Genomic DNA, 18,186 nt, shown 5'->3' with positions numbered 1-18,186 from the left:
TCCGAGCAGCCTGCCGGTCCACGGCAAGGCGGCGAGCCAGCCAAGAAAGCTGCTGCCGTAAGGAAGAGATCCGGAGAAGGCAATTCACCGGCTCTAATGGAAAATACTAATGCAGCAGCTGCAAACACGAAACCAGCCGTTTCACGTGAAACATCGCCCGAAAGCCGCGATAAGAGCAAGAGTGGCAAGCCTGCAGCTCGTGCTCGTCGTGACATGGGCCAGGCGCTCAGGAGTACCACCACCGTTCGTCGCCCGGTAGACATGTTCTTTCTTCCCTCCGACGAGTCCGACGGTATCGAGGACTCGGCTGAGCCGACCGTGGCAGGAACCGAATCTGCCTCAAAGGACCCTGCCGGATTGGCCGAAGAGAGGCCCGAGCACGATGTTTCACGTGAAACATTGAAGACGTCTCGTCACCATGTGAGCCCCGGTAGCGGGAGCATAACCGTGGATGACACATCCGAAAAAGGTCCGCAATCTGCGAACGCTGCGCCCGACTCCTTAGAATCCACCGGCATCGACGGGGCCGCCGATAGTCAGCCCCGCACACGCCAGCAATCTCCGCAAACCATAAGCAGTCCCAAATCCCCCGACACGACGGAGCCGGACGCCAGCGTTCCACGTGAAACATCCACCGGCACGGGTGACGGAACGAATATCGGCCTCGACGCGAGTCAGCTCGACGTGGTACCGGGTGCAGAGTTCGCGGAAATCCCGGTGGCCGACATACACCCCAACCGGAAACAGCCCCGGCAAGTCTTCGACGAGGACGAGCTAGCCGAACTGGCATTCTCCGTCAAGGAATTGGGAGTCCTCCAGCCGGTCGTTGTGCGCCCGAGCCGCGAGGGGGAAGGTGCCAAGTACGAACTGGTGATGGGCGAGCGTCGCTGGCGCGCCGTTCAGAAGGCCGGCATCGATTCGGTCCCCGCCATCATTCGGGAAACCTCCGATGACGACCTCCTCCGCGATGCCCTCCTGGAGAACTTGCATCGGTCACAGCTGAATCCCCTGGAGGAGGCGGCCGCCTATCAGCAACTCTTGGAGGAGTTTGGTGCCACCCAGGACGAACTGTCCCGCCGTATCGGCCGGTCACGTCCGCAGATCTCCAACACCCTTCGTCTTCTGCGCCTGCCCCCGTTGGTGCAACGCCGCGTGGCGGCCGGCGTGCTGAGTTCCGGTCACGCGCGGGCATTGCTGGGCTTGACCGACCCCGCCGAAATGGAGCGACTTGCGCAGCGGGTAGTGGCCGAGGGCATGTCCGTGCGAGCCACGGAGGAAACCGTCGCGCTATCGGACGGTCTCAAGCGTCATGCACCCAAGCGTAAGAGCGCCACCCACCGCCATGATGATCGGCTCAACTACATTGCGGACGCGTTCTCGGATCGACTGGACACCAGCGTCAAGATTCAATTGGGCGCACGCAAAGGCAAGATGACCATTGAATTCGCGTCGGTGGAAGATTTGAACCGCATCATCGACGTGTTGGACCCGAAGGTGGGCGGCCAAAGCTAGGCACTAGCCGGAGCGTTAGGATCATCTATCACCCGGGCAGATCGGCCCCCCGCTACAAAAGATGGCCCCGATGTTTCACGTGAAACATCGGGGCCACCTTCATTTCCGGATGCCCGTGTCAGTTCGTGTTGTAGTAGTCCTGGATGTCCGACAAGCTCATGGTGCCGGTCGCTACGTTATCGGCGGACCGGACATACATGCGCTGTAGTGCGCACAGAATGGACTCCGCCAGGCGCTCCCGATGTTCCGGATCCTCGAGAAGTGTTCGTTCGGCCACGCTAGAGAGGTACCCCAGGTCGATCCACACGGTGGGGGCGTTCGAGTAGCGCAGGAGCTCCCATTGGCGCGCGTGGCAGCCGAGATCCTGTGCCCCGGTACGGGAGATCAGTTCCTTGAGTATGTATCGCGCGGCGGTCTCGCCTATCGGAGAGTAGGTCTCAGCGCCGTCCTGGTTACCCCAGTAGTAAGTGGCCACCCCATTGGCAGCAGCCGAGGCATTCCAGTCACAATGAAGTGTCAGTACGAGTGCATCGGGGTGTCCCTCGGTGGCCGCTGCCTTGGACTCCACCATGCGCACCGGCTCGCCGGACCGGGTTGTGTAGTCGCCGTTGCCGAGCACCACCGGTGACGCGCCCACGTTGTTCAGCAGCTCATACGTGCGGAGGGCCACGTCGGTGGTAATACGCTCCTGGTCCGCGGTGAACTCATCGGGTGCCGTAGGGGAGACGACCTGCCCGGAAGCGGCCCAGGGCAACAGGATCACTACACGCTGCTTCAGGGCATTGGTGGCCTGTTCCAAACGGTGGTAATCGCGCAGTGAGTAGGCCTTGGATGACGTGATGTTCTTGTTGATGCGGGCAAGCGCCGCAATTGTGTCAAGATCCACCACACCGTTGGGTTCCAGGCCCAGATTCTGCTGCAGCTCCACCACGGCGTAATGGGTCTTGCGGCAAAACGTGCCGTTGAGATGACCGTAATAGAAACCCAACCGGGACAGGTTGGCTTGGATGAGTTCTACGTCCTCGCCACGCAGGGGGTGCTCGGCGTCGTAATACAGCGGGCGATCACCCAGGGTGTACTGAGCTTGTGTCAGCGCAGTCTCGGTTTCGGGGCCGAGCACACCGTCCACGATTAAACCCTTGTTCTGTTGGAAAATCCGCAGAGCGCCGTCAAGCGTCTCGTCGAAGTATGACGGGTCGTTCACGGTGTCCGGGGACAGACCAGTGGCGCCCTTGCCGGCGCGGATGAGACGTTCGCGGAGCCCCACCACGCGCCTGTCGGTCACTCCCAAGCGAAGATTGGCCGCATGTGGCTCGGATGTCACTGGTCTTCCCCCTGACGGTTATGAAACGTGAAACGCGTTGGCGGTGTGCCGTGCGCTCAGGCCGACGGGGTCAGGTAGTCCGCAAATTCCTTTTCCAGGGCGGACTTGGGCTTGGCACCGATCGAGGTTTTGGCCACCTCACCGTTGGCAAACAAGTACACCGCCGGAATGGAGGTGATGCCGTACTTGGAGGCAATGGCGGGGTTGTCGTCAACATTGACCTTCACAACGTCAATGTTGTCCGCGTGCTCGGCGGCAATGGCGTCCAACACCGGGCCCAACTGCCGGCAGGGTCCGCACCACTCGGCCCAGAAGTCCACGATGGTCGGCTTGGAGTTCTCCAGCACCTCGGCCTGGAAGTTGGCGTCGGTGACGTCTTTGGCTGCACTCATGTCGAATTGTTCCTTTCAAGCGGGTGAACACCCGGACGGGCCGGAGTACTCACCAGTGGTTGAGATTGATTATGACGCAGACACCTGTGATCAGCTGTCCAGCGCCGCCAGATAGTGCTCCACATCAATGGCAGCAACACATCCCGAGCCTGCCGCGGTGATGGCCTGGCGGTAGGTGGCGTCGAGCACGTCACCCGCGGCGAACACACCGGGGATGGAGGTTGTGGAGGAACGGCCGTCCACGGCAATGGTGCCGTCCACCGTGAGCTCCAGCTGATCCTTCACCAGGTCAACGCGGGGATCGGAGCCGATGGCCACGAACAATCCGGTGATGTCCAGCTGCGAGGTTTCCCCGGTCACGGTGTCCTCCAGGGTCAGGGACTCCACCTTGGACTCGCCATGGATGTCCGTGACCTGCTTGTTCCACAGGATTTCGATTTTGGGGTCATCGAATGCTCGCTGCTGCATGATTTCCGAGGCGCGGAACGCATCTCGACGGTGGATCAGGGTCACCTTGGACGCGAACTTGGTCAGGAAGGTTGCCTCCTCGATCGCGGAGTCGCCGCCACCCACCACGGCGATGTTCTGTTCCTTGAAGAAGAACCCGTCACACGTGGCGCACCACGACACACCGTGACCGGACAGTCGCTCCTCATTGGGCAGGCCCAACTTCCGGTAGGCGGAACCGGTGGACATGATCACACTGCGGGTGCGCAGCACGGTGCCGTCCTCCACGGTCACGGTTTTGATCTCGCCGTCCAACTCCAAGGAGGTGACGTCCTCGAAGCGGATGTCCGCACCGAAGCGCTCGGCCTGCTGCTGCATGTTGGTCATCAAGTCCGGCCCCATGATGCCCTCGATGAAACCCGGGTAGTTCTCGACGTCCGTGGTGTTCATGAGTTCGCCACCGGCGGTGACGGAGCCCGCAATCACAATGGGTTTGAGGTCCGCTCGAGCGGCGTAAATAGCGGCGGTGTAACCGGCGGGTCCGGAACCGACGATGACCACGTCGTGGACGGCGTCGTCTGAGGTTCCGGGGGCGGTCTCCTGCGCCTGGACGGGCGTCAGGTTCAAGTTCACGGCGTTCGCGAAGGAGGGGCCGAGATCATTGCTCACGTGTTTGAAAACCTTTCTGGGGATGGCCGCGTTCGCGGCGGGAAACTACTGGAAGAACGTGCCGGTACGGCGTGAATATTCCGGATCGTTACCGAACGGCAACTTCCCCGATCCGCAAACCGTACTGGTACCCGCCAATGGGGTTGGTGAGCTGCGGCAGCTGTTCCCACATGATGAGCACGTACTCGTGCTCGCCCTCCTGTGCCGCCTGGCTGAGCGGCACAGTGATTTGCGGACCGGTGAACGAACCCGTGCCCACCTGCTGCGCGCCGTCCATGGACGGGGAATCCGAGACGTACACGGTGAAGTTGCCGCCGGTGCCGCCGGCCTGGTCGATGGTGACCTCGGACACCGGCGCCGGTTCCTCGAGTTCCACGGCCAGTCCCACGTAGTCGGTGAGATTGCCGAAGTTGGCGTTCGAGAAGCCGTAGCTGAGCCAGTATGTGGCGGGGTTGCCGTCAATGGCCTGGCTCAGGGTGGCGTCCGTGGCAGCCATGAAGTTGGGATCCGAGGTCACGCGGGTCACCGCTTGCGCGCGGGGTTCGGTGGGTGCCGCCGAGCCGTCGGCATCGGTTTCCTGGGGCGCCGACGCCGTTTGCCCACCCTGCGGAGCGGGGTCACGGCCGTCATCGGGCTGCGATGTCAACGAACCCAGCGCGCGAAAGCCGAGGACCACGGCGGCCAGCAGGGCCAGCATCAGCAGGAGTAACAGCAGGGCACGCAGTGGACCGTTGCGCTTCTTGCGTCGTGTCCCGGGATCGTGGGAGGGATCGGAGCCATGACCGGTACCGGAACCGCCATCGGAACCACCGGCGACTGCGCTCGCCGCTCCCGCCGTGCCCGCGGCACCGGCACCCGAGTGGCTCTGGGCCGGGGTCTCGGGCTCGCCGACCGGATAGCCGGCCAGACGTTCCGGGCTCCCCTCGGTGGCCTCGAAGCTCTCATAGCGGTTGTCGCCGTCGTAGGTGGGATCGATTTTCCCGGCAGCGGCGGCCGATGCCCCCACCGCGGCCGCATTGCCACCGGAGGCGGCGCGATCGAAGAGTGTCGACCGGGTGGACTGGGGATCCACTTTCCGGGCCCGACCCAGTTTGTTCCGCACGGAGGGAGCGGCGGGGGCGTTCTCGTATGCCTCGTACTCGTCGTCGCTCCACCGGGTCACGGCGGGTTTGTTCCCGGGCGCCGCGCCCTCGTCCGTGTCGGCATCGTCATCGTACGGGGCGCCCGCGCTGGGCACCGCTTCGTGGGGCTGCGTGGGGTCGGGTTCTTCGTAAACGTACGGGGATGCCGGAGCGGAGCGGGAGTCGCCAAAGATGTCGTCCGAGAGGGACTCGTCCTCCAACTCGTTCTCCGCCACGAGCAGGGTGTCCAGCAGGTCCGCGGCGGGAGCGTAGGAGGTCACCAGATAGGTGGTGTCATGGGCCTGTCCGAGGTCCAGGATCTGGAACCGGTCGCTGCCCGAGCCCGAGGCCAGGGAACGCGCGTTGGACACCATGAGCTGCTCGTGGTGGTCACCGGGCACCAGGATGGACACCCTGCGCCGTAGGATCTGGTCCTCGCCCTGCAACACGTGATCGCCGTCGGCGCTGGTCAGCAGGGACGCGGTGACCTGGTAGCGGCCACCCAGGACAGTTCCGAGCGCAATGGGCTGGGACACAGCGAACTCCCTCGAGTTACGGCGCCCGGAGCGGTTCGCGGGCGCGATGACAAACTGTTGCGCAGTCTACCGGCCCAAGCGGGCCTTCAACGGGCCGATCAGCGAACCGAACTCCTCGACCCGGAAGAGCTTCATGGCCAGCAAATACACCAGGCCCATGGCCACACCGCCTACCAGGACGGAGAGCAACGCGGTGATCTGGTTCTGCCACGGGAATCCAGCGGTGTCGTAACCGCCCATCAGCCACAACGCGACGACGCCGCCCGCGCCCGCTACCAGCGAGGCCGCCAGGATCCGCGCGTGGGCACCCAGGATACGAGCGACGTCGTAATCGCCGATGCGGCGCCTGAGCGCGAAGTGATAGAGCAGTGTGGCCAGGATGTTCTGCGCGGCGTAGCAACCGGCCACGGCAAAGACCATGTATTCGGGCGGCAGGGCACGGGCGATGCCGATCGCGGATACAACCGTGAAGATCGAGACGAGCAGCTGGACCACGAACGGCGTGCGGGCGTCCTCCTGCGCGTAGAAGGCGCGCCCGAGCATGAATGCGGTGGACATGAACGGCGCGCCGATCGCAATGACGGTGATGACCTGGCCGATCACCGCGCCGGCCGGGGCGATGCCGCCGGAGAACATCATGCCGAGCGGGCCCGCGTACACGATGAGCGCGACCATGCAGAAGACCGTGGCCACGCTCGTGATGCGCATGCTGGAGGACAACGAGGAGACCAGGCTGTCGCGGTCCTTGGCGTCCGCGGCGGCGGCCATGCGGTTGAACAGGACCGTGGCGATGGACAGGCCGATCACCCCGTGGGGCAGTGAGTAGAGCAGAGAGGCCTGGTTGAGCGCGGTGACACCGGCGATCTGTTCCGGGACCCCGCCGGGCGGGCCCACGTCACGGGCGCCGGTGGGGATCGCGGCGGTACGGGTCAGGGCCAGGAACGCGAGGTTGGCAATGATGCCGGTGGCCAGCGTCCACCCGCCCAGCTTGGCGGCGGTGGACAGACCAATGCCGCGCCAGCCGAACTTGGGGCGCAGCCCCAGGCCCAGGCGCTTGAGCGGCCAGAAGAGAATGAGCGCCTGAGCGATCACGCCCACCGTGGACATTCCCACGAGCCAGAACGTCTGGGCCGCGGTCCAATTCTCCAGGGTGTGGTGTGTGCGCGCGAACGGACCGAACTGGTAAATGAACACCAACAGGCCGGCAATTGCAATGATGTTGTTCAACACCGGCGCCCACATGTACGCACCGAAGGCACCCTTGGCGTTGAGCACCTGACCCACCACGGTGTAGAGGCCGTAGAAGAAAATTTGGGGGAAGGTGAGCAGGGCGAATGTCATGGCCATGGCCAGCTGGCCCTCGGACCACCCGGGGCCCATGATGCGGATGATCGGGATCGCACACGCGAGCACCACCGCCGTGACACCGAGCAGTGCGAGCACGGCCAGGGTGATCAGTCGGGAAATGTAGTCCGCGCCCGCATCCGGGTTCTTGGAGGCCTTGATGATCTGCGGAACCAGCACGGCATTGAACACGCCGCCGGCGATCAGTACGTAGATCAGGTTGGGCAGGTTGTTGGCGAGTTCGAAGACGTCCGCCATGGTGGTCAGCGAGCCGATGGCCACCGTGATCAGCAAGGCCTTGGCGAAACCGAGAACCCGGGAGACCAGGGTTCCGGACGCCATGATGGCGCTGGAACGCGCGCCGGATCTCTCCATGAAACAGGCCTTCCTGCACGGGGATTGCAACGGCAGGCACCGCGGAACCGATCCGCGGGCGCGATTACAACTGATGAATGATGTACTCCCGAGCGATGTCAGCAATGCGCCGCTCGTTGGGGAAGGACAGCTTGCGGTCAAGATCGTCGATCCCGGACCAGGCGACGTCAACGGCCTCGTGGTCGGGATCGTTCTCCGTGGTCAGGAAACCGCCGGTGGCTTCCAACAAGAAGTGATGAACGGTCTTGTGAACTCGGTGCCCGGAAACCGTGAACCAGTAGTCGATACTGCCCAGGGGGGAGAGGACGCGGCCCATGATGCCGGTTTCTTCCTCGATCTCACGGACAGCAGCTTCCTGATTGGTCTCATTACCTTCGGGGTGGCCCTTGGGCAGGCACCATTCCAGGCGGCCACCGCGATTGATGCGAGCAATGATGGCCACCGGATGAGTGGGTTCCTGAAGGTTCACCACAATGCCGCCGGCCGAGACTTCTTCCACCGTGGGCAGCGCGGAGACCGGTTGGTTCGGTCGCCTCTTGGGCGCGCTAGGGACGGGAAAAGCCATGACTCCTACCTTAGCCACATTCCCCGAACACTCCCTGACCCGGGAATCCGCAGGCCAGGCAGGGGCGGAAGAAATGAGACAATTACGGCCATCATGACGCAGCTGTTCGATACCTCCTCTCTCCACCCCGTTTCCTTAGAACTGGGGCGGCTCTTTGCCGACGCCGGATACGAGTTGTCCCTGGTGGGCGGGCCCGTGCGTGATCTCTTCCTGAACCGGGACGCCCTGGACCTGGATTTCACCACCAACGCCACCCCGGAGCAGACCCTCGCGGTCATCAAGAACTGGGCGGACGCGCACTGGGAGATCGGTCGGGACTTCGGAACCATCGGGATGCGCAAGGCGGGTCTGCAGCTCGAGGTCACCACGTATCGCGCAGAGGCCTACGATCCCGATTCACGTAAGCCGGTGGTCGCCTTCGGTGAAGACCTCACCGAAGATTTACGACGCCGCGATTTCACCGTCAACGCCATGGCCCTGCGGCTGCCGGACCTCGACCTCGTGGATCCGTTCGGCGGCATCAAGGACCTGCATGCCGGTGTGCTGCGCACCCCGGGCACCCCCGAGGACTCCTTCACGGACGACCCCCTGCGCATGATGCGGGCGGCGCGCTTCAGTTCACAGTTGGGGTTGAACGTGGCCGAGCCCGTCCGGGAGGCCATGACGGCCATGGCGCAGCGCATTGAGATCGTCTCCGCCGAACGCGTGCGCGAAGAACTGGTCAAGCTGGTGTGCGGTTCATATCCCCGCCGAGGCATAGAACTCATGACGGATACCGGTCTTGCGGAGATCGTGCTCCCCGAGGTGCCCGCGCTCAAGTTGGAAACCGATGAAGCCCACCACCACAAAGACGTCTACCAGCATTCCTTGACGGTGATGGAGCAGGCGGCGGAGAAAGAAACCGATGCGCACGGCCCGGTCCCGGCTCCGGACTTCGCCCTGCGTTTCGCCGCGCTCATGCATGACGTGGGTAAGCCGGCCACCCGCCGCTTCGAACTGAACGGCGCCGTGAGCTTCCGACATCACGAAGTGGTCGGTGCCAAGCTGACCCGCAAACGAATGAAGGCGCTGCGCTTCGACAACGACACCATTAAGAAGGTTACCCGCCTGGTCGAGCTGCATATGCGTTTCTACGGATATGGGGATGCGGGCTGGACGGACTCAGCAGTGCGCCGCTACGTCCGCGATGCCGGTGACCAGCTGGAGCGATTGCATCGCCTCACGCGCTCGGACGTGACCACCCGCAACAAACGCAAATCCGCGCGCCTGGCCACCGCTTACGACGACCTCGAACGGCGCATTGCCGAGCTGCGCGAACAAGAACAGCTCGAGGCCGTGCGTCCGGAGCTGGACGGCCAGCAGATCATGGACACCCTGGGGATCGGCCCCGGTCCCGAGGTGGGCAGGGCATACAAGTTCCTGCTCGAGATGCGCTTGGACCAAGGCGCAGTGGGTGAGGATGTGGCGCGCGAACGGCTCATCGAGTGGGCCCGCTCCAAAGGCATCGGCACGGCCTGACGGCGCGGCCCACCGGGCGGGCGCACGCGCACGGTGGGTGACGTGAAGTCTGCGGGCCCGCACCGGTCCCGGACCCGTGCGCGAGCGGCGTCGTAAATTGTGGGAGTGGATCGCGCCACGAGCGGCGAACGGGGCGGGGCCATGGAAGACTGATGCCGTCCCTGTGTCCACCGGAGGAGTACGTGCATGAGCATGGAAGGCGCCAAGAAGCGCGGCGGCGGCAAAAACTCCGGCCTGCTGCTGCTCGGTCTGGGCCTCTACACGGTCATGATGGCGTATCTGTTGCGTGTGCCGTGCCGGGTGCCCGACTGGAACCTCGCGGAGGACGTCCCCGAACTGTGTGCCACGGTGATCGGCACCGGCGATCTGGGTGTTCGCTCCACGGACGTGGCCAGCGGCTTCTTCACCGGCGGGCCGACCGGGGATCAGCCGGTCCTGGTGGGCATGATCACCACGATCATCGGGTGGTTCGCCTCCAACCTCTCCTCCCTGCTGGGCATCGACGTGGACCAGGGCATCTACCTGGACCTCTCGCTCGTACTGCTGGCCCTGGTCTGGCTGGCCATTGTGGCCGTGGTGTCCTCGCTGAGTGGTTCACGCACATCGGATGCGCTGGTCATGGCCCTGTCACCCGTGGTGGTGCTCGTGGGCTTCCAGACCTGGGACCTGTGGGCCGTGCTCTTCATGATGCTCGCCCTGCTGGGCTACGTGCGCGGCAACCCGGCGCTCGCGGGATTCATGGTGGGCTTCGGTGCGTCCGTGGCGTTCTTCCCCGTGGTGGTCCTGCTGGCCATCCTCATCATGGCCGCGCGCCACCGGTTCATCAAGGACTTCATCAGCGCGTTCATTTGCGCCGCCATCGCGTGGATTCTGATCAACGGCACATACATGCTCACGGCGTGGGATCAATGGCGGGCACAGTTCGACAACATTGTGGGTTCCACCACGGAGCAGTCCTCGTTCTGGAATGTGTGGAACACCAACATTGAACCGCGCACCGGGCTGGCCCTGGACGGCGGCAGCGTGGGCCAGTACGTGCTCCTGACCATGGTGCTGGGCCTGGTGTTCGTGCTGCTGGTCTCTCTGCTGAGCCGCCGCGAACCGTCCGTGGTGCAGGTGATGTTCTTGCTGCTGGCCCTGTGGGTGCTGCTGGCCAAGGACTACTCGCTCAACTACGTGCTGTGGTTGGTGCCCTTGGTGATCCTGTGCCGCCGTAACTGGATCGAATTCGGTCTGTGGCAAGTGGTCGAGGTGCTCTACTGGGCCACGGTGGTGCTCCCCGCCGCCGCCTGGCCCACCCTGCCGTGGGTCGAGCAATTCGGGTGGGCGCCCCAGGACATTCTGGCGGTCATCCGCTACTTGTTCCTGATCTACTTCGTGGTGGCCGTGGTGATCGACATGTTCCGCGGCCGCAAGGCGATGGCACTCGGGGTGTCCGCTCTAAAATGATGCGGCCCCGCTCACGAGACCATGAGCTGAACCCACCCACTCCTGCTTCTCGGACAAGGATCATGGAGAACACCAAGTCTGCAGTGGCCCGTTGGCAACCGCCCTCGTTGCGATCGCTGAGCAAGCCCTTGTTGTTGATCTTGGCGGGAGTGGTCGTGGTGGTTGTGTTGTGGAGCACCGTGATCAACTTCTTCCTGGTCGCACGCGAACCCCAGTACGCTGTCGAGAACTACCTCGAGCAATTGGAGCGGGGCAGTGCGCGGCAGGTCTTGGCCCCGCTGAGCATTACCAGCAGTGATCCCACCGTGCAGATCCTGCCCAACTCCGTGTACCACAATTCGCACGACCGTCCGGTGGCCCATGAGATCGTGTCGGTCTCCCAGCACGGAACCCAGGCTGACGTCGAGGTGAATGTTCGCACCGGTGACGGACTGACCCACCGCCTGACCTACACGGTGGACAAGCTGGTCACGTCCGGTTTCCTCAACGACACGTGGCGGCTCAACGACCTGGACGACCAAACGGTCGAGGTGAAGCTGCCCGCGAAGGTGGATGCCCTGTCCGTGAACGGCCAGTCGGTACGGCCAACCGCCGCCGCGTTGCGCGCCACGGACGACGGGCCCGCCCGCACGTGGCAGTTCGCAGGCCTCCCCGGTAGTTACGACGTGGGTTTCCCAGAGGACTCGTACCTGGCGGCCCGCAAGAATGCCGCTGGAGGTATAGACATTGGGGATCCGCGGCCCGTGTCCATGGCACTCACATTCGGGCCCTCCCCGCGCATGTGGGAGACCGTGGACCGCGAGATCACCGCGGTGTTCGGTGACTGCGAAGGTGGGCTTCGCCTGGACCTCGAAAAGTGCCCGGCGCCCAGCGCATGGGCGGAGGGAGCGGCGTCGGACTCGGAAAGCGCGCAACCCGACGCCCTGCCGGACGGGGTGACCAATGTGGAATGGGAGCTGGAAGCCCGGCCGGCCCTGGTTCTGCAACCCGATGACACGGATCCGCTGGAGTTCCATGCGCAGCGCTACCGCCCGGCCGTGGCCAAGGTGACGTACCGCGACGACGGACGCGCCAAGACCGAGCGCGTGGAATTCGGTCTGGACGTCACCGCTCGCTCCACCGGCAACGACATCACCACGGACGTGCAATTGCGCCGAGCGCTGACCGATACCGAGCGTGCGTTCGACGACTCGTAAACTTGAATCAGTCGAAGAGGGAGTCATCGTGGCCCAAGAGCCGGAATACTACACACCTCAACCGCTGTCCCCGCGCGACGGCGCCCGCGCCGGTGGTTTTCAGCACCACCCCGGGCAGTCCCAGTGGGGTCAACCCCTCCAGGGCCCGGCCGTGGTCAACGTGGTGGGCGGCAAGTCCGCACTGTTGTCCTATGTGCTGTGGTTCTTCCTGGGGTGGTTGGGCGTGCACAAGTTCTATCTGCAGCAGCCTTTCCAGGGGATCTTTTACATCCTGCTGTGGGCGCTTGGATGGTTCACCACCCCGATCATCATCGGGTGGTTCATCCTGGGCTTCTGGGGACTGCTCATGATCATTGACCTGTTCCTCATCCCGCTGCGGGTCGCCCAGCTCAATGCGCGGCTGGCCCGCCGCGTCAATGGCTACTGAGCCGCAGTTGTAGTAAACTCGGTAAGTCTGTGTGCCGTTCGATACGCGATCGGTACCGACAAACGCACAGAACCTCCTGCTGCGGAAGGACCGCAGCCGCTTAGCCCGAAGGAGGTGGGTTCTTTACATGCGTGAATACGAATTGATGGTGATCCTCAACCCCGAGGTCGAGGAGCGCGCCGTTGAGCCGACCCTCAAGAAGTTCCTCGAGGTCGTCACCAAGGAGAACGGCACCGTCGACAACGTCGACATCTGGGGCCGTCGTCGCTTGGCCTACGAGATCCAGAAGAAGGCCGAAGGCATCTACGCCGTTGTGAACTTCACCGCTGAGCCGCACACCGCTCAGGAACTGGACCGTGTCCTGGGCCTGAACGAAGCCGTGATGCGCACCAAGATCATCCGTCCTGAAGAACAGAAGATCGAAGCCAAGTGAGTTGACTGTGCGGTCCACCAGGGCTGCACAGGGTGCCTCACACACGGCCCGTACGGGTTAACCGTGAGATGCTTCAAAACCCACAACGTCTCGCATCCAGCGTCCACAGATACCGGAGGTTCACATGGCTGGCGATACCGTCATTACAGTGATCGGCAATCTGACCGCCGACCCCGAACTGCGCTTCACTCCGTCCGGAGCCGCGGTGGCCAATTTCACGATTGCGTCCACCCCGCGGGCCTTCGATCGGCAGTCCAATGAGTGGAAAGATCAGGAGACCCTGTTCTTGCGCTGCTCGGTGTGGCGTGAGGCGGCGGAGAACGTGGCCGAGTCCCTGACCAAGGGCACTCGCGTGATCGTTCAAGGTCGGCTCAAAGCACGCTCTTACGAGACCAAGGAAGGGGAGCGACGCACCAGCCAAGAGCTGGAAGTCGACGAGATCGGCCCTTCCATGCGGTACGCAACCGCCAAGGTCAACCGGAACTCGCGCGGTGGTGGTCAGGGAGGCAACTCCTACGGCGGCAACCAGAACTTCGGTAACACCGGCGGCGGTGGCGGATTCGGGGGAGACTCCGGATACGGCGGCGGCCAGCAGGGCGGCTTTGGTGGAAACCAGGGCGGCAACTTCGCCGGTTCCGGCGGCGGCAACCAGCAAGGCGGTTTTGGCGGGGGTAACCCCGGTGCCAACCGCGGCGGTGGCCCGCAGCAGCGTCCGCAACAGGGCAACGATCCTTGGGGTCAATCCTCCGGTGGTAATTACGACTGGGGTACTGATTCCGAAGACGAGCCCCCCTTCTAAACACACTTATTCACCCCATCCCGCAGGTTCGCCTGCGGGCTCCGCATCCGAAAAGGAGCACCACGATGGCCAAGGCTGAAATTCGCAAGCCGAAACCAAAGCAGAACCCGCTCAAGGCGGCAGGCGTCACCGAGATCGATTACAAAGACGTCGCTCTGCTTCGCAAGTTCATCTCCGACCGCGGCAAGATCCGTGCACGCCGCGTGACCGGCGTGTCCGTTCAGGAGCAGCGCAAGATCGCCTTGGCGATCAAGAACGCTCGTGAAGTTGCTTTGCTGCCCTACTCCGGCGCCGGCCGCTGATCTGAGAGGACTGAGAATCTATGGCAAAGATCATTCTGACCCACGAAGTTTCCGGGCTGGGTTCAGCCGGTGACGTGGTTGACGTGAAGAACGGCTACGCCCGTAACTTCCTCTTCCCGCGCGGTTTTGCAACCCCCTGGAGCCGTGGCGCTGAAAAGCAGATCGAATCCATCAAGAACGCACGTGCCGCTCGTGACCTGGCATCCCTGGAGGACGCACAGGCTCTGGCTGCCAAGCTGACCTCCACCACCTTGACCGTTCCGGTCAAGTCCGGTGCCGAGGGCCGCTTGTTCGGCACGGTGCGCGCTGACGACATCGCCAAGGCCGTTGAGGCCTCGGGTCTGGGCTCCATCGACAAGCGTCGTGTCGAGCTCACCCAGCGCATCAAGACCACCGGCATGTATCAGGCCGTGGTTCGGCTGCACGAAGAGGTCAACGCGAACGTCGAGTTCGAGGTTGTCCCCGCCTGATTTCATCCCCTGGGCATTTCGCACAATGTCCCCAGAATGTGATGGAGACAAATCCCGTAGGTCACTGACCTGCGGGATTTTCTCTGCGGTTCCACGGCCCGGGCGGCACCGATGACTTTCCCACGTGTCACGGTCGGCCGTCCCAGGGGGTTACGTGCAACGATTTTCATATGGAGATCAAGGCACACAGGGGACTCAGCGGGTCCCGGCTTTACTGGGTTGGGCTGGGCTGCCTTGGCCTGACCGTGGCCGCCTTCGCCGGAAGTTTTTCCCTGGGCAATTCCCTGGATCCCCAGGGGGCCGTGGTGGTACTGGTGGTCGGGTTGGTCATCAGCGTCGTAGCATCCATTACTGCGGCGATATTGGCCATTGCCGGGCTGGTTGCTTTTCCCCTGCTCAGGGGGAGATTCATCATGTTGTTGGTACTGTCGCTGCTGTTCTCACCCTTGCTATGGCTTGGGTTGATGGCCGTCGCGCTCTAGTTATCCACAGCGCCGCCCACAACCCGTGCACAAGTTACGCGGCGTGTTCCACACACTGTCCACAGGTTTTCCACAACCCGTGGACAGCGTGTGTCATTAAGCCTCCCGAATCATGCGGCTGTCGTCGCGGATCTGCCCCACGAGTTCCTCAAGCATGTCCTCCAGCGTCACGATGCCCTCCACCCGGCCGTCCGGTGAGGTCACAGCGCCCAGGTGGGCACCCGAATTCTGCATGATGGTCAGCGCCTGCCGCAGCGGCATATCAGCGCCAATGCGGGGCAGCGCGCGCACCTGGGAGGCCTGGATGGGAAGGTCGCGAGCGGCGTCGTCCTCTTCGATCAGGTCCTTGATATGAACGTAACCGGCCAGCGAGCCGTCTCGGGCGAGCATCGGGAAGCGCGAGTAACTGTCTGCGGCGATGATCTCCGCCTGGGCCGTGGTCACGCCCGAGGGCAGGCACGTCACCTCGCTCATGGGGATCAGGATGCCGTTGACGCTGCGTTCCTCGAAGGTCAGGGCGCCCAGCAGCAGGCGCTCGTCGTTGGCTTCGAGCAGCCCGCCGTGGCGTGATTCGGCGACCAGGGCGGCCACCTCGTTGCGGGTGAAGACCGAGGTGACCTCGTCCTTGGGTTGCACCCGCATCAGGCGCAGAATGCCATTGGAGATCCCGTTCATGAGCCACAGCAGCGGCCGCAGCACGGTCACCACCCCCGTCAGCATGGGTCCCAGCACCAGGGCGCTGCGCTCGGGGGTGGCCAGCGCAATGTTCTTCGGGACCATCTCGCCGACCACCACGTGCAGATAGGTCACCAGGGCCAGCGCGATCGCGAACGCAATCGGGTGCTGCACGGCCTCGGGCACCCCGAGCGCGGCGAACGGGACCTCGAGCAGGTGCGCGATGGCCGGTTCGCTGATGGCGCCCAGCGCCAGGGTGCAGATGGTGATGCCCAGCTGCGCGCCGGCCATCATGAGCGAGACGTTCTCCATGGCCTTGAGGGTGACCTTGGCGGCCCATTTACCCTCGAGTGCCCTGGGTTCGATCACGGTGCGGCGGGCGGAGATCAGGGCGAACTCCGCGCCCACGAAAAATGCGTTGCCCGCCAGTAGCACCACGGTGAACAGCAGTCCGGCGAAGTCACTCATCGGTTCTCCTCCTGCTCGACGACGCCGCTGGCGGCCTCGGGGCGGTCCGTGGCCTTCGCGTGGTGCTCCCGGTTCTCGCGCTCGGTCTCATCCTCGGACGGCAGCTCGCGCACGCGAGCGGTCAGCTCGGTGATGCGGTGTTCGTCCAGGCCGGTCACCTCGAACGTGATGAGCCGGGGTTCCTCACCGGGGTCCGGATCGGATGCGACCGTGACGGTGTCTCCCACCTCGGCCAGGCGGCCCAAATCCAGGGTGATGAGCCCGGCCAAGGTCTCGTAGTCCTCGTGTTCGGGGACCGTGACACCCAGGTGCTCACTGGCCTCGTCCGGGCGCAGGGCGGCGGCGAAGGTCCAGACGTCGTCGTGCTGTTCGGCGTGAGGCTCGTCCTGGGGGTCGTGCTCGTCGCGCACCTCACCCACGAGTTCCTCCACGAGGTCCTCCAGGGTGACCAGCCCGGCGATATCGCCGAACTCGTCCACGAGCAGCGTCATCTGCAGGGCACCGGTGCGCAGCACGTCCATGAGGTCATCGAGCTCCACGGTGTCCGGGACAAATCGCGCCTCGCCCATGATGTCCTCCACGGTCACGGACTCACGCTGGACGTAGGGCACGGCCAGGGCCTGGCGCACGTGCACCTGGCCCAGAACGTGTTCCTTGTCCTCGTGGAGCACGGGGAAGCGGGAGAAGCCCGTGGCCTTGGACTCCCGCAGCAGATCCCGCACGGTGTTGTTCGGGGACAGGGTGACCATTTGACCGCGCGGGGTCATCACGTCATGCGCGCGGCGGTCACCGAACGCGAACGAACGCTCCACGAGTTCCGCGGTCTGGGAGGCCAGCGCGCCCTGATTGGCGGAGTGACGGACCAGTCCGGCGAGTTCCTCCGGGGAGCGTGTTGAGGCCAGTTCCTCCTGTGGTTCCACGCCCACCGCGCGCACGATCGTGTTGGCGTTGTTGTTGAACAGGCGGATGGGCCAACCCAGCACCTTGGTGAAGCCGCGCTGGAAGCCGACCACCGCCTTAGCGGTGGCCAGCGGCTTGGCAATGGCAAGGTTCTTGGGTACCAGTTCGCCGAAGATCATGGTCAGGCCGGTGGCCAGTACCAGCGCCAGCGTGATGGAGGTGGAACGGGCCGCGACCGGTGACAGACCGGCATCGGTGAGCGGGCCCGTGATCAAGGCGGCAATGGCCGGTTCCGCGAGGAAGCCAATACCCAGGTTGGTCACCGTGATGCCCAGCTGAGCTCCGGAGAGCTGGGTGGACAGGGTCTTCATACCCTTCAGCACACCCTGGGAGCGGCGGTCGCCGGTCTTGGCGGCGGCCTCTACGTCATTGCGATTGACGGTGATGAGGGAGAACTCGGCGGCCACAAAGGCACCGCACGCTGCAATCAGCACAACTCCGATGATGACGGAGACGACTTCCACTAGCTCCACCACCCCTGGCTACAACTCAGAAAACCGGGTCTTTTGCAGGGGGCGTCGCTAGGGGCGCTCATGATCTCCGTATCTTAATGAAGGCCGCGCTCGGTGCGCCGCGAGGTATAAAACGGGACAAATCTACAGGCGGAACCCGGGAGTTTCCAGGGGGCGAGCGGCGTCGTAGTCCCCCTTGGCGAATGCGTGTTATCCATGTCCTCGCACGGTGCGACAATGGAGCGCAGTCTTCGAGGAATGGAAGTGAGT

Annotated in this window: 18 protein-coding genes; 10 read left to right on the top strand and 8 right to left on the bottom strand. The window is 63.9% G+C overall.

All coding sequences use genetic code 11. The annotated features are described in order from the left end of the window. Window positions 1-96 precede the first annotated feature (96 nt). Window positions 97-1,512, top strand: a complete 1,416-nt coding sequence (locus AC3ENJ_RS07330) for a ParB/RepB/Spo0J family partition protein (RefSeq protein WP_431813568.1) — start codon at window positions 97-99, stop codon at window positions 1,510-1,512. Window positions 1,513-1,630: 118 nt separating this feature from the next. On the opposite strand, the gene AC3ENJ_RS07325 is transcribed toward AC3ENJ_RS07330, so the two are convergent. From AC3ENJ_RS07325 to AC3ENJ_RS07300, 6 genes are all read right to left on the bottom strand, one after another. Next, entirely contained in the window at window positions 1,631-2,836 is a 1,206-nt protein-coding gene (locus AC3ENJ_RS07325) for a peptidoglycan-binding protein (RefSeq protein WP_308495760.1), read from the bottom strand. 56 nt (window positions 2,837-2,892) lie between these two features. Continuing rightward, the gene (gene trxA, locus AC3ENJ_RS07320) at window positions 2,893-3,228 is read right to left on the bottom strand and encodes a thioredoxin (RefSeq protein ID WP_190781069.1); all 336 of its coding nucleotides are present in this window, start codon (window positions 3,226-3,228) and stop codon (window positions 2,893-2,895) included. Window positions 3,229-3,318: 90 nt separating this feature from the next. Beyond that, entirely contained in the window at window positions 3,319-4,344 is a 1,026-nt protein-coding gene (trxB, locus tag AC3ENJ_RS07315; RefSeq protein ID WP_320414941.1) for a thioredoxin-disulfide reductase, read from the bottom strand. 88 nt (window positions 4,345-4,432) lie between these two features. Beyond that, window positions 4,433-6,001, bottom strand: a complete 1,569-nt coding sequence (locus AC3ENJ_RS07310) for a hypothetical protein (RefSeq protein WP_431813567.1) — start codon at window positions 5,999-6,001, stop codon at window positions 4,433-4,435. Between the two features lie 66 nt (window positions 6,002-6,067). Further along, complete coding sequence (murJ, locus tag AC3ENJ_RS07305; protein WP_431813566.1) at window positions 6,068-7,720, bottom strand: murein biosynthesis integral membrane protein MurJ; 1,653 nt, start codon at window positions 7,718-7,720, stop codon at window positions 6,068-6,070. 64 nt (window positions 7,721-7,784) lie between these two features. Next, on the bottom strand, window positions 7,785-8,285 hold the full coding sequence (locus AC3ENJ_RS07300; RefSeq protein WP_190781072.1) for an NUDIX hydrolase: 501 nt from the start codon (window positions 8,283-8,285) through the stop codon (window positions 7,785-7,787). 93 nt (window positions 8,286-8,378) lie between these two features. On the opposite strand from AC3ENJ_RS07300, the gene AC3ENJ_RS07295 reads away from it, so the two are divergent. The 9 genes from AC3ENJ_RS07295 (at window position 8,379) to AC3ENJ_RS07255 (ending at window position 15,361) form a co-directional block, all read left to right on the top strand. Beyond that, complete coding sequence (locus AC3ENJ_RS07295) at window positions 8,379-9,803, top strand: CCA tRNA nucleotidyltransferase (RefSeq protein WP_431813565.1); 1,425 nt, start codon at window positions 8,379-8,381, stop codon at window positions 9,801-9,803. A 186-nt stretch (window positions 9,804-9,989) separates the two neighbouring features. Continuing rightward, on the top strand, window positions 9,990-11,252 hold the full coding sequence (locus AC3ENJ_RS07290) for a glycosyltransferase 87 family protein (RefSeq protein WP_190781074.1): 1,263 nt from the start codon (window positions 9,990-9,992) through the stop codon (window positions 11,250-11,252). 62 nt (window positions 11,253-11,314) lie between these two features. Continuing rightward, entirely contained in the window at window positions 11,315-12,448 is a 1,134-nt protein-coding gene (locus AC3ENJ_RS07285; RefSeq protein ID WP_190806445.1) for a hypothetical protein, read from the top strand. A 28-nt stretch (window positions 12,449-12,476) separates the two neighbouring features. Beyond that, window positions 12,477-12,875 carry a TM2 domain-containing protein gene (locus tag AC3ENJ_RS07280; RefSeq protein ID WP_190806444.1) on the top strand — a complete coding sequence of 133 codons (399 nt, stop codon included), beginning with the start codon at window positions 12,477-12,479 and terminating at the stop codon, window positions 12,873-12,875. 127 nt (window positions 12,876-13,002) lie between these two features. Then, window positions 13,003-13,308 carry a 30S ribosomal protein S6 gene (rpsF, locus tag AC3ENJ_RS07275; RefSeq protein ID WP_095797186.1) on the top strand — a complete coding sequence of 102 codons (306 nt, stop codon included), beginning with the start codon at window positions 13,003-13,005 and terminating at the stop codon, window positions 13,306-13,308. A gap of 124 nt (window positions 13,309-13,432) precedes the next feature. Next, window positions 13,433-14,107 (top strand): single-stranded DNA-binding protein, encoded by a 675-nt coding sequence (locus AC3ENJ_RS07270; protein ID WP_190806443.1) that lies wholly within the window; start codon window positions 13,433-13,435, stop codon window positions 14,105-14,107. A gap of 65 nt (window positions 14,108-14,172) precedes the next feature. Next, window positions 14,173-14,409, top strand: coding sequence for a 30S ribosomal protein S18 (rpsR, locus tag AC3ENJ_RS07265; RefSeq protein ID WP_016998183.1), 237 nt, complete (start codon window positions 14,173-14,175; stop codon window positions 14,407-14,409). 20 nt (window positions 14,410-14,429) lie between these two features. Further along, a complete protein-coding gene (gene rplI / locus AC3ENJ_RS07260) occupies window positions 14,430-14,879 on the top strand; it encodes a 50S ribosomal protein L9 (protein WP_190806442.1) in 450 nt (149 codons plus the stop codon). Window positions 14,880-15,049: 170 nt separating this feature from the next. Then, window positions 15,050-15,361 carry a hypothetical protein gene (locus AC3ENJ_RS07255; protein ID WP_431813564.1) on the top strand — a complete coding sequence of 104 codons (312 nt, stop codon included), beginning with the start codon at window positions 15,050-15,052 and terminating at the stop codon, window positions 15,359-15,361. A 96-nt stretch (window positions 15,362-15,457) separates the two neighbouring features. Here the strand turns inward: AC3ENJ_RS07255 and AC3ENJ_RS07250 are convergent, their stop codons facing one another. Next, window positions 15,458-16,504, bottom strand: coding sequence for a hemolysin family protein (locus AC3ENJ_RS07250; RefSeq protein WP_190806440.1), 1,047 nt, complete (start codon window positions 16,502-16,504; stop codon window positions 15,458-15,460). After that, window positions 16,501-17,937: a hemolysin family protein gene (locus AC3ENJ_RS07245; RefSeq protein WP_190806439.1), complete on the bottom strand. Its 1,437-nt coding sequence runs from the start codon at window positions 17,935-17,937 to the stop codon at window positions 16,501-16,503. Before AC3ENJ_RS07245 ends, AC3ENJ_RS07250 begins: the two co-directional genes overlap by 4 nt. Window positions 17,938-18,186 lie beyond the last annotated feature (249 nt).

The sequence above is a fragment of the Kocuria sp. cx-455 genome, assembly GCF_057707085.1.
Note: the sequence above shows the minus strand (reverse complement) of the source record. Positions and strands in the feature narration are given on the sequence as shown.

Coding starts and splice junctions, on each gene's coding strand:
- AC3ENJ_RS07290 (WP_190781074.1), top strand. CDS start 9,990: ATGAGCATGGAAGGCGCCAAGAAGCGCGGCGGCGGCAAAAACTCCGGC.
- rplI (WP_190806442.1), top strand. CDS start 14,430: ATGGCAAAGATCATTCTGACCCACGAAGTTTCCGGGCTGGGTTCAGCC.
- AC3ENJ_RS07270 (WP_190806443.1), top strand. CDS start 13,433: ATGGCTGGCGATACCGTCATTACAGTGATCGGCAATCTGACCGCCGAC.
- AC3ENJ_RS07295 (WP_431813565.1), top strand. CDS start 8,379: ATGACGCAGCTGTTCGATACCTCCTCTCTCCACCCCGTTTCCTTAGAA.
- AC3ENJ_RS07330 (WP_431813568.1), top strand. CDS start 97: ATGGAAAATACTAATGCAGCAGCTGCAAACACGAAACCAGCCGTTTCA.
- murJ (WP_431813566.1), bottom strand. CDS start 7,720: ATGGAGAGATCCGGCGCGCGTTCCAGCGCCATCATGGCGTCCGGAACC.
- rpsR (WP_016998183.1), top strand. CDS start 14,173: ATGGCCAAGGCTGAAATTCGCAAGCCGAAACCAAAGCAGAACCCGCTC.
- AC3ENJ_RS07255 (WP_431813564.1), top strand. CDS start 15,050: ATGGAGATCAAGGCACACAGGGGACTCAGCGGGTCCCGGCTTTACTGG.
- AC3ENJ_RS07250 (WP_190806440.1), bottom strand. CDS start 16,504: ATGAGTGACTTCGCCGGACTGCTGTTCACCGTGGTGCTACTGGCGGGC.
- AC3ENJ_RS07285 (WP_190806445.1), top strand. CDS start 11,315: ATGGAGAACACCAAGTCTGCAGTGGCCCGTTGGCAACCGCCCTCGTTG.
- rpsF (WP_095797186.1), top strand. CDS start 13,003: ATGCGTGAATACGAATTGATGGTGATCCTCAACCCCGAGGTCGAGGAG.
- AC3ENJ_RS07300 (WP_190781072.1), bottom strand. CDS start 8,285: ATGGCTTTTCCCGTCCCTAGCGCGCCCAAGAGGCGACCGAACCAACCG.
- trxA (WP_190781069.1), bottom strand. CDS start 3,228: ATGAGTGCAGCCAAAGACGTCACCGACGCCAACTTCCAGGCCGAGGTG.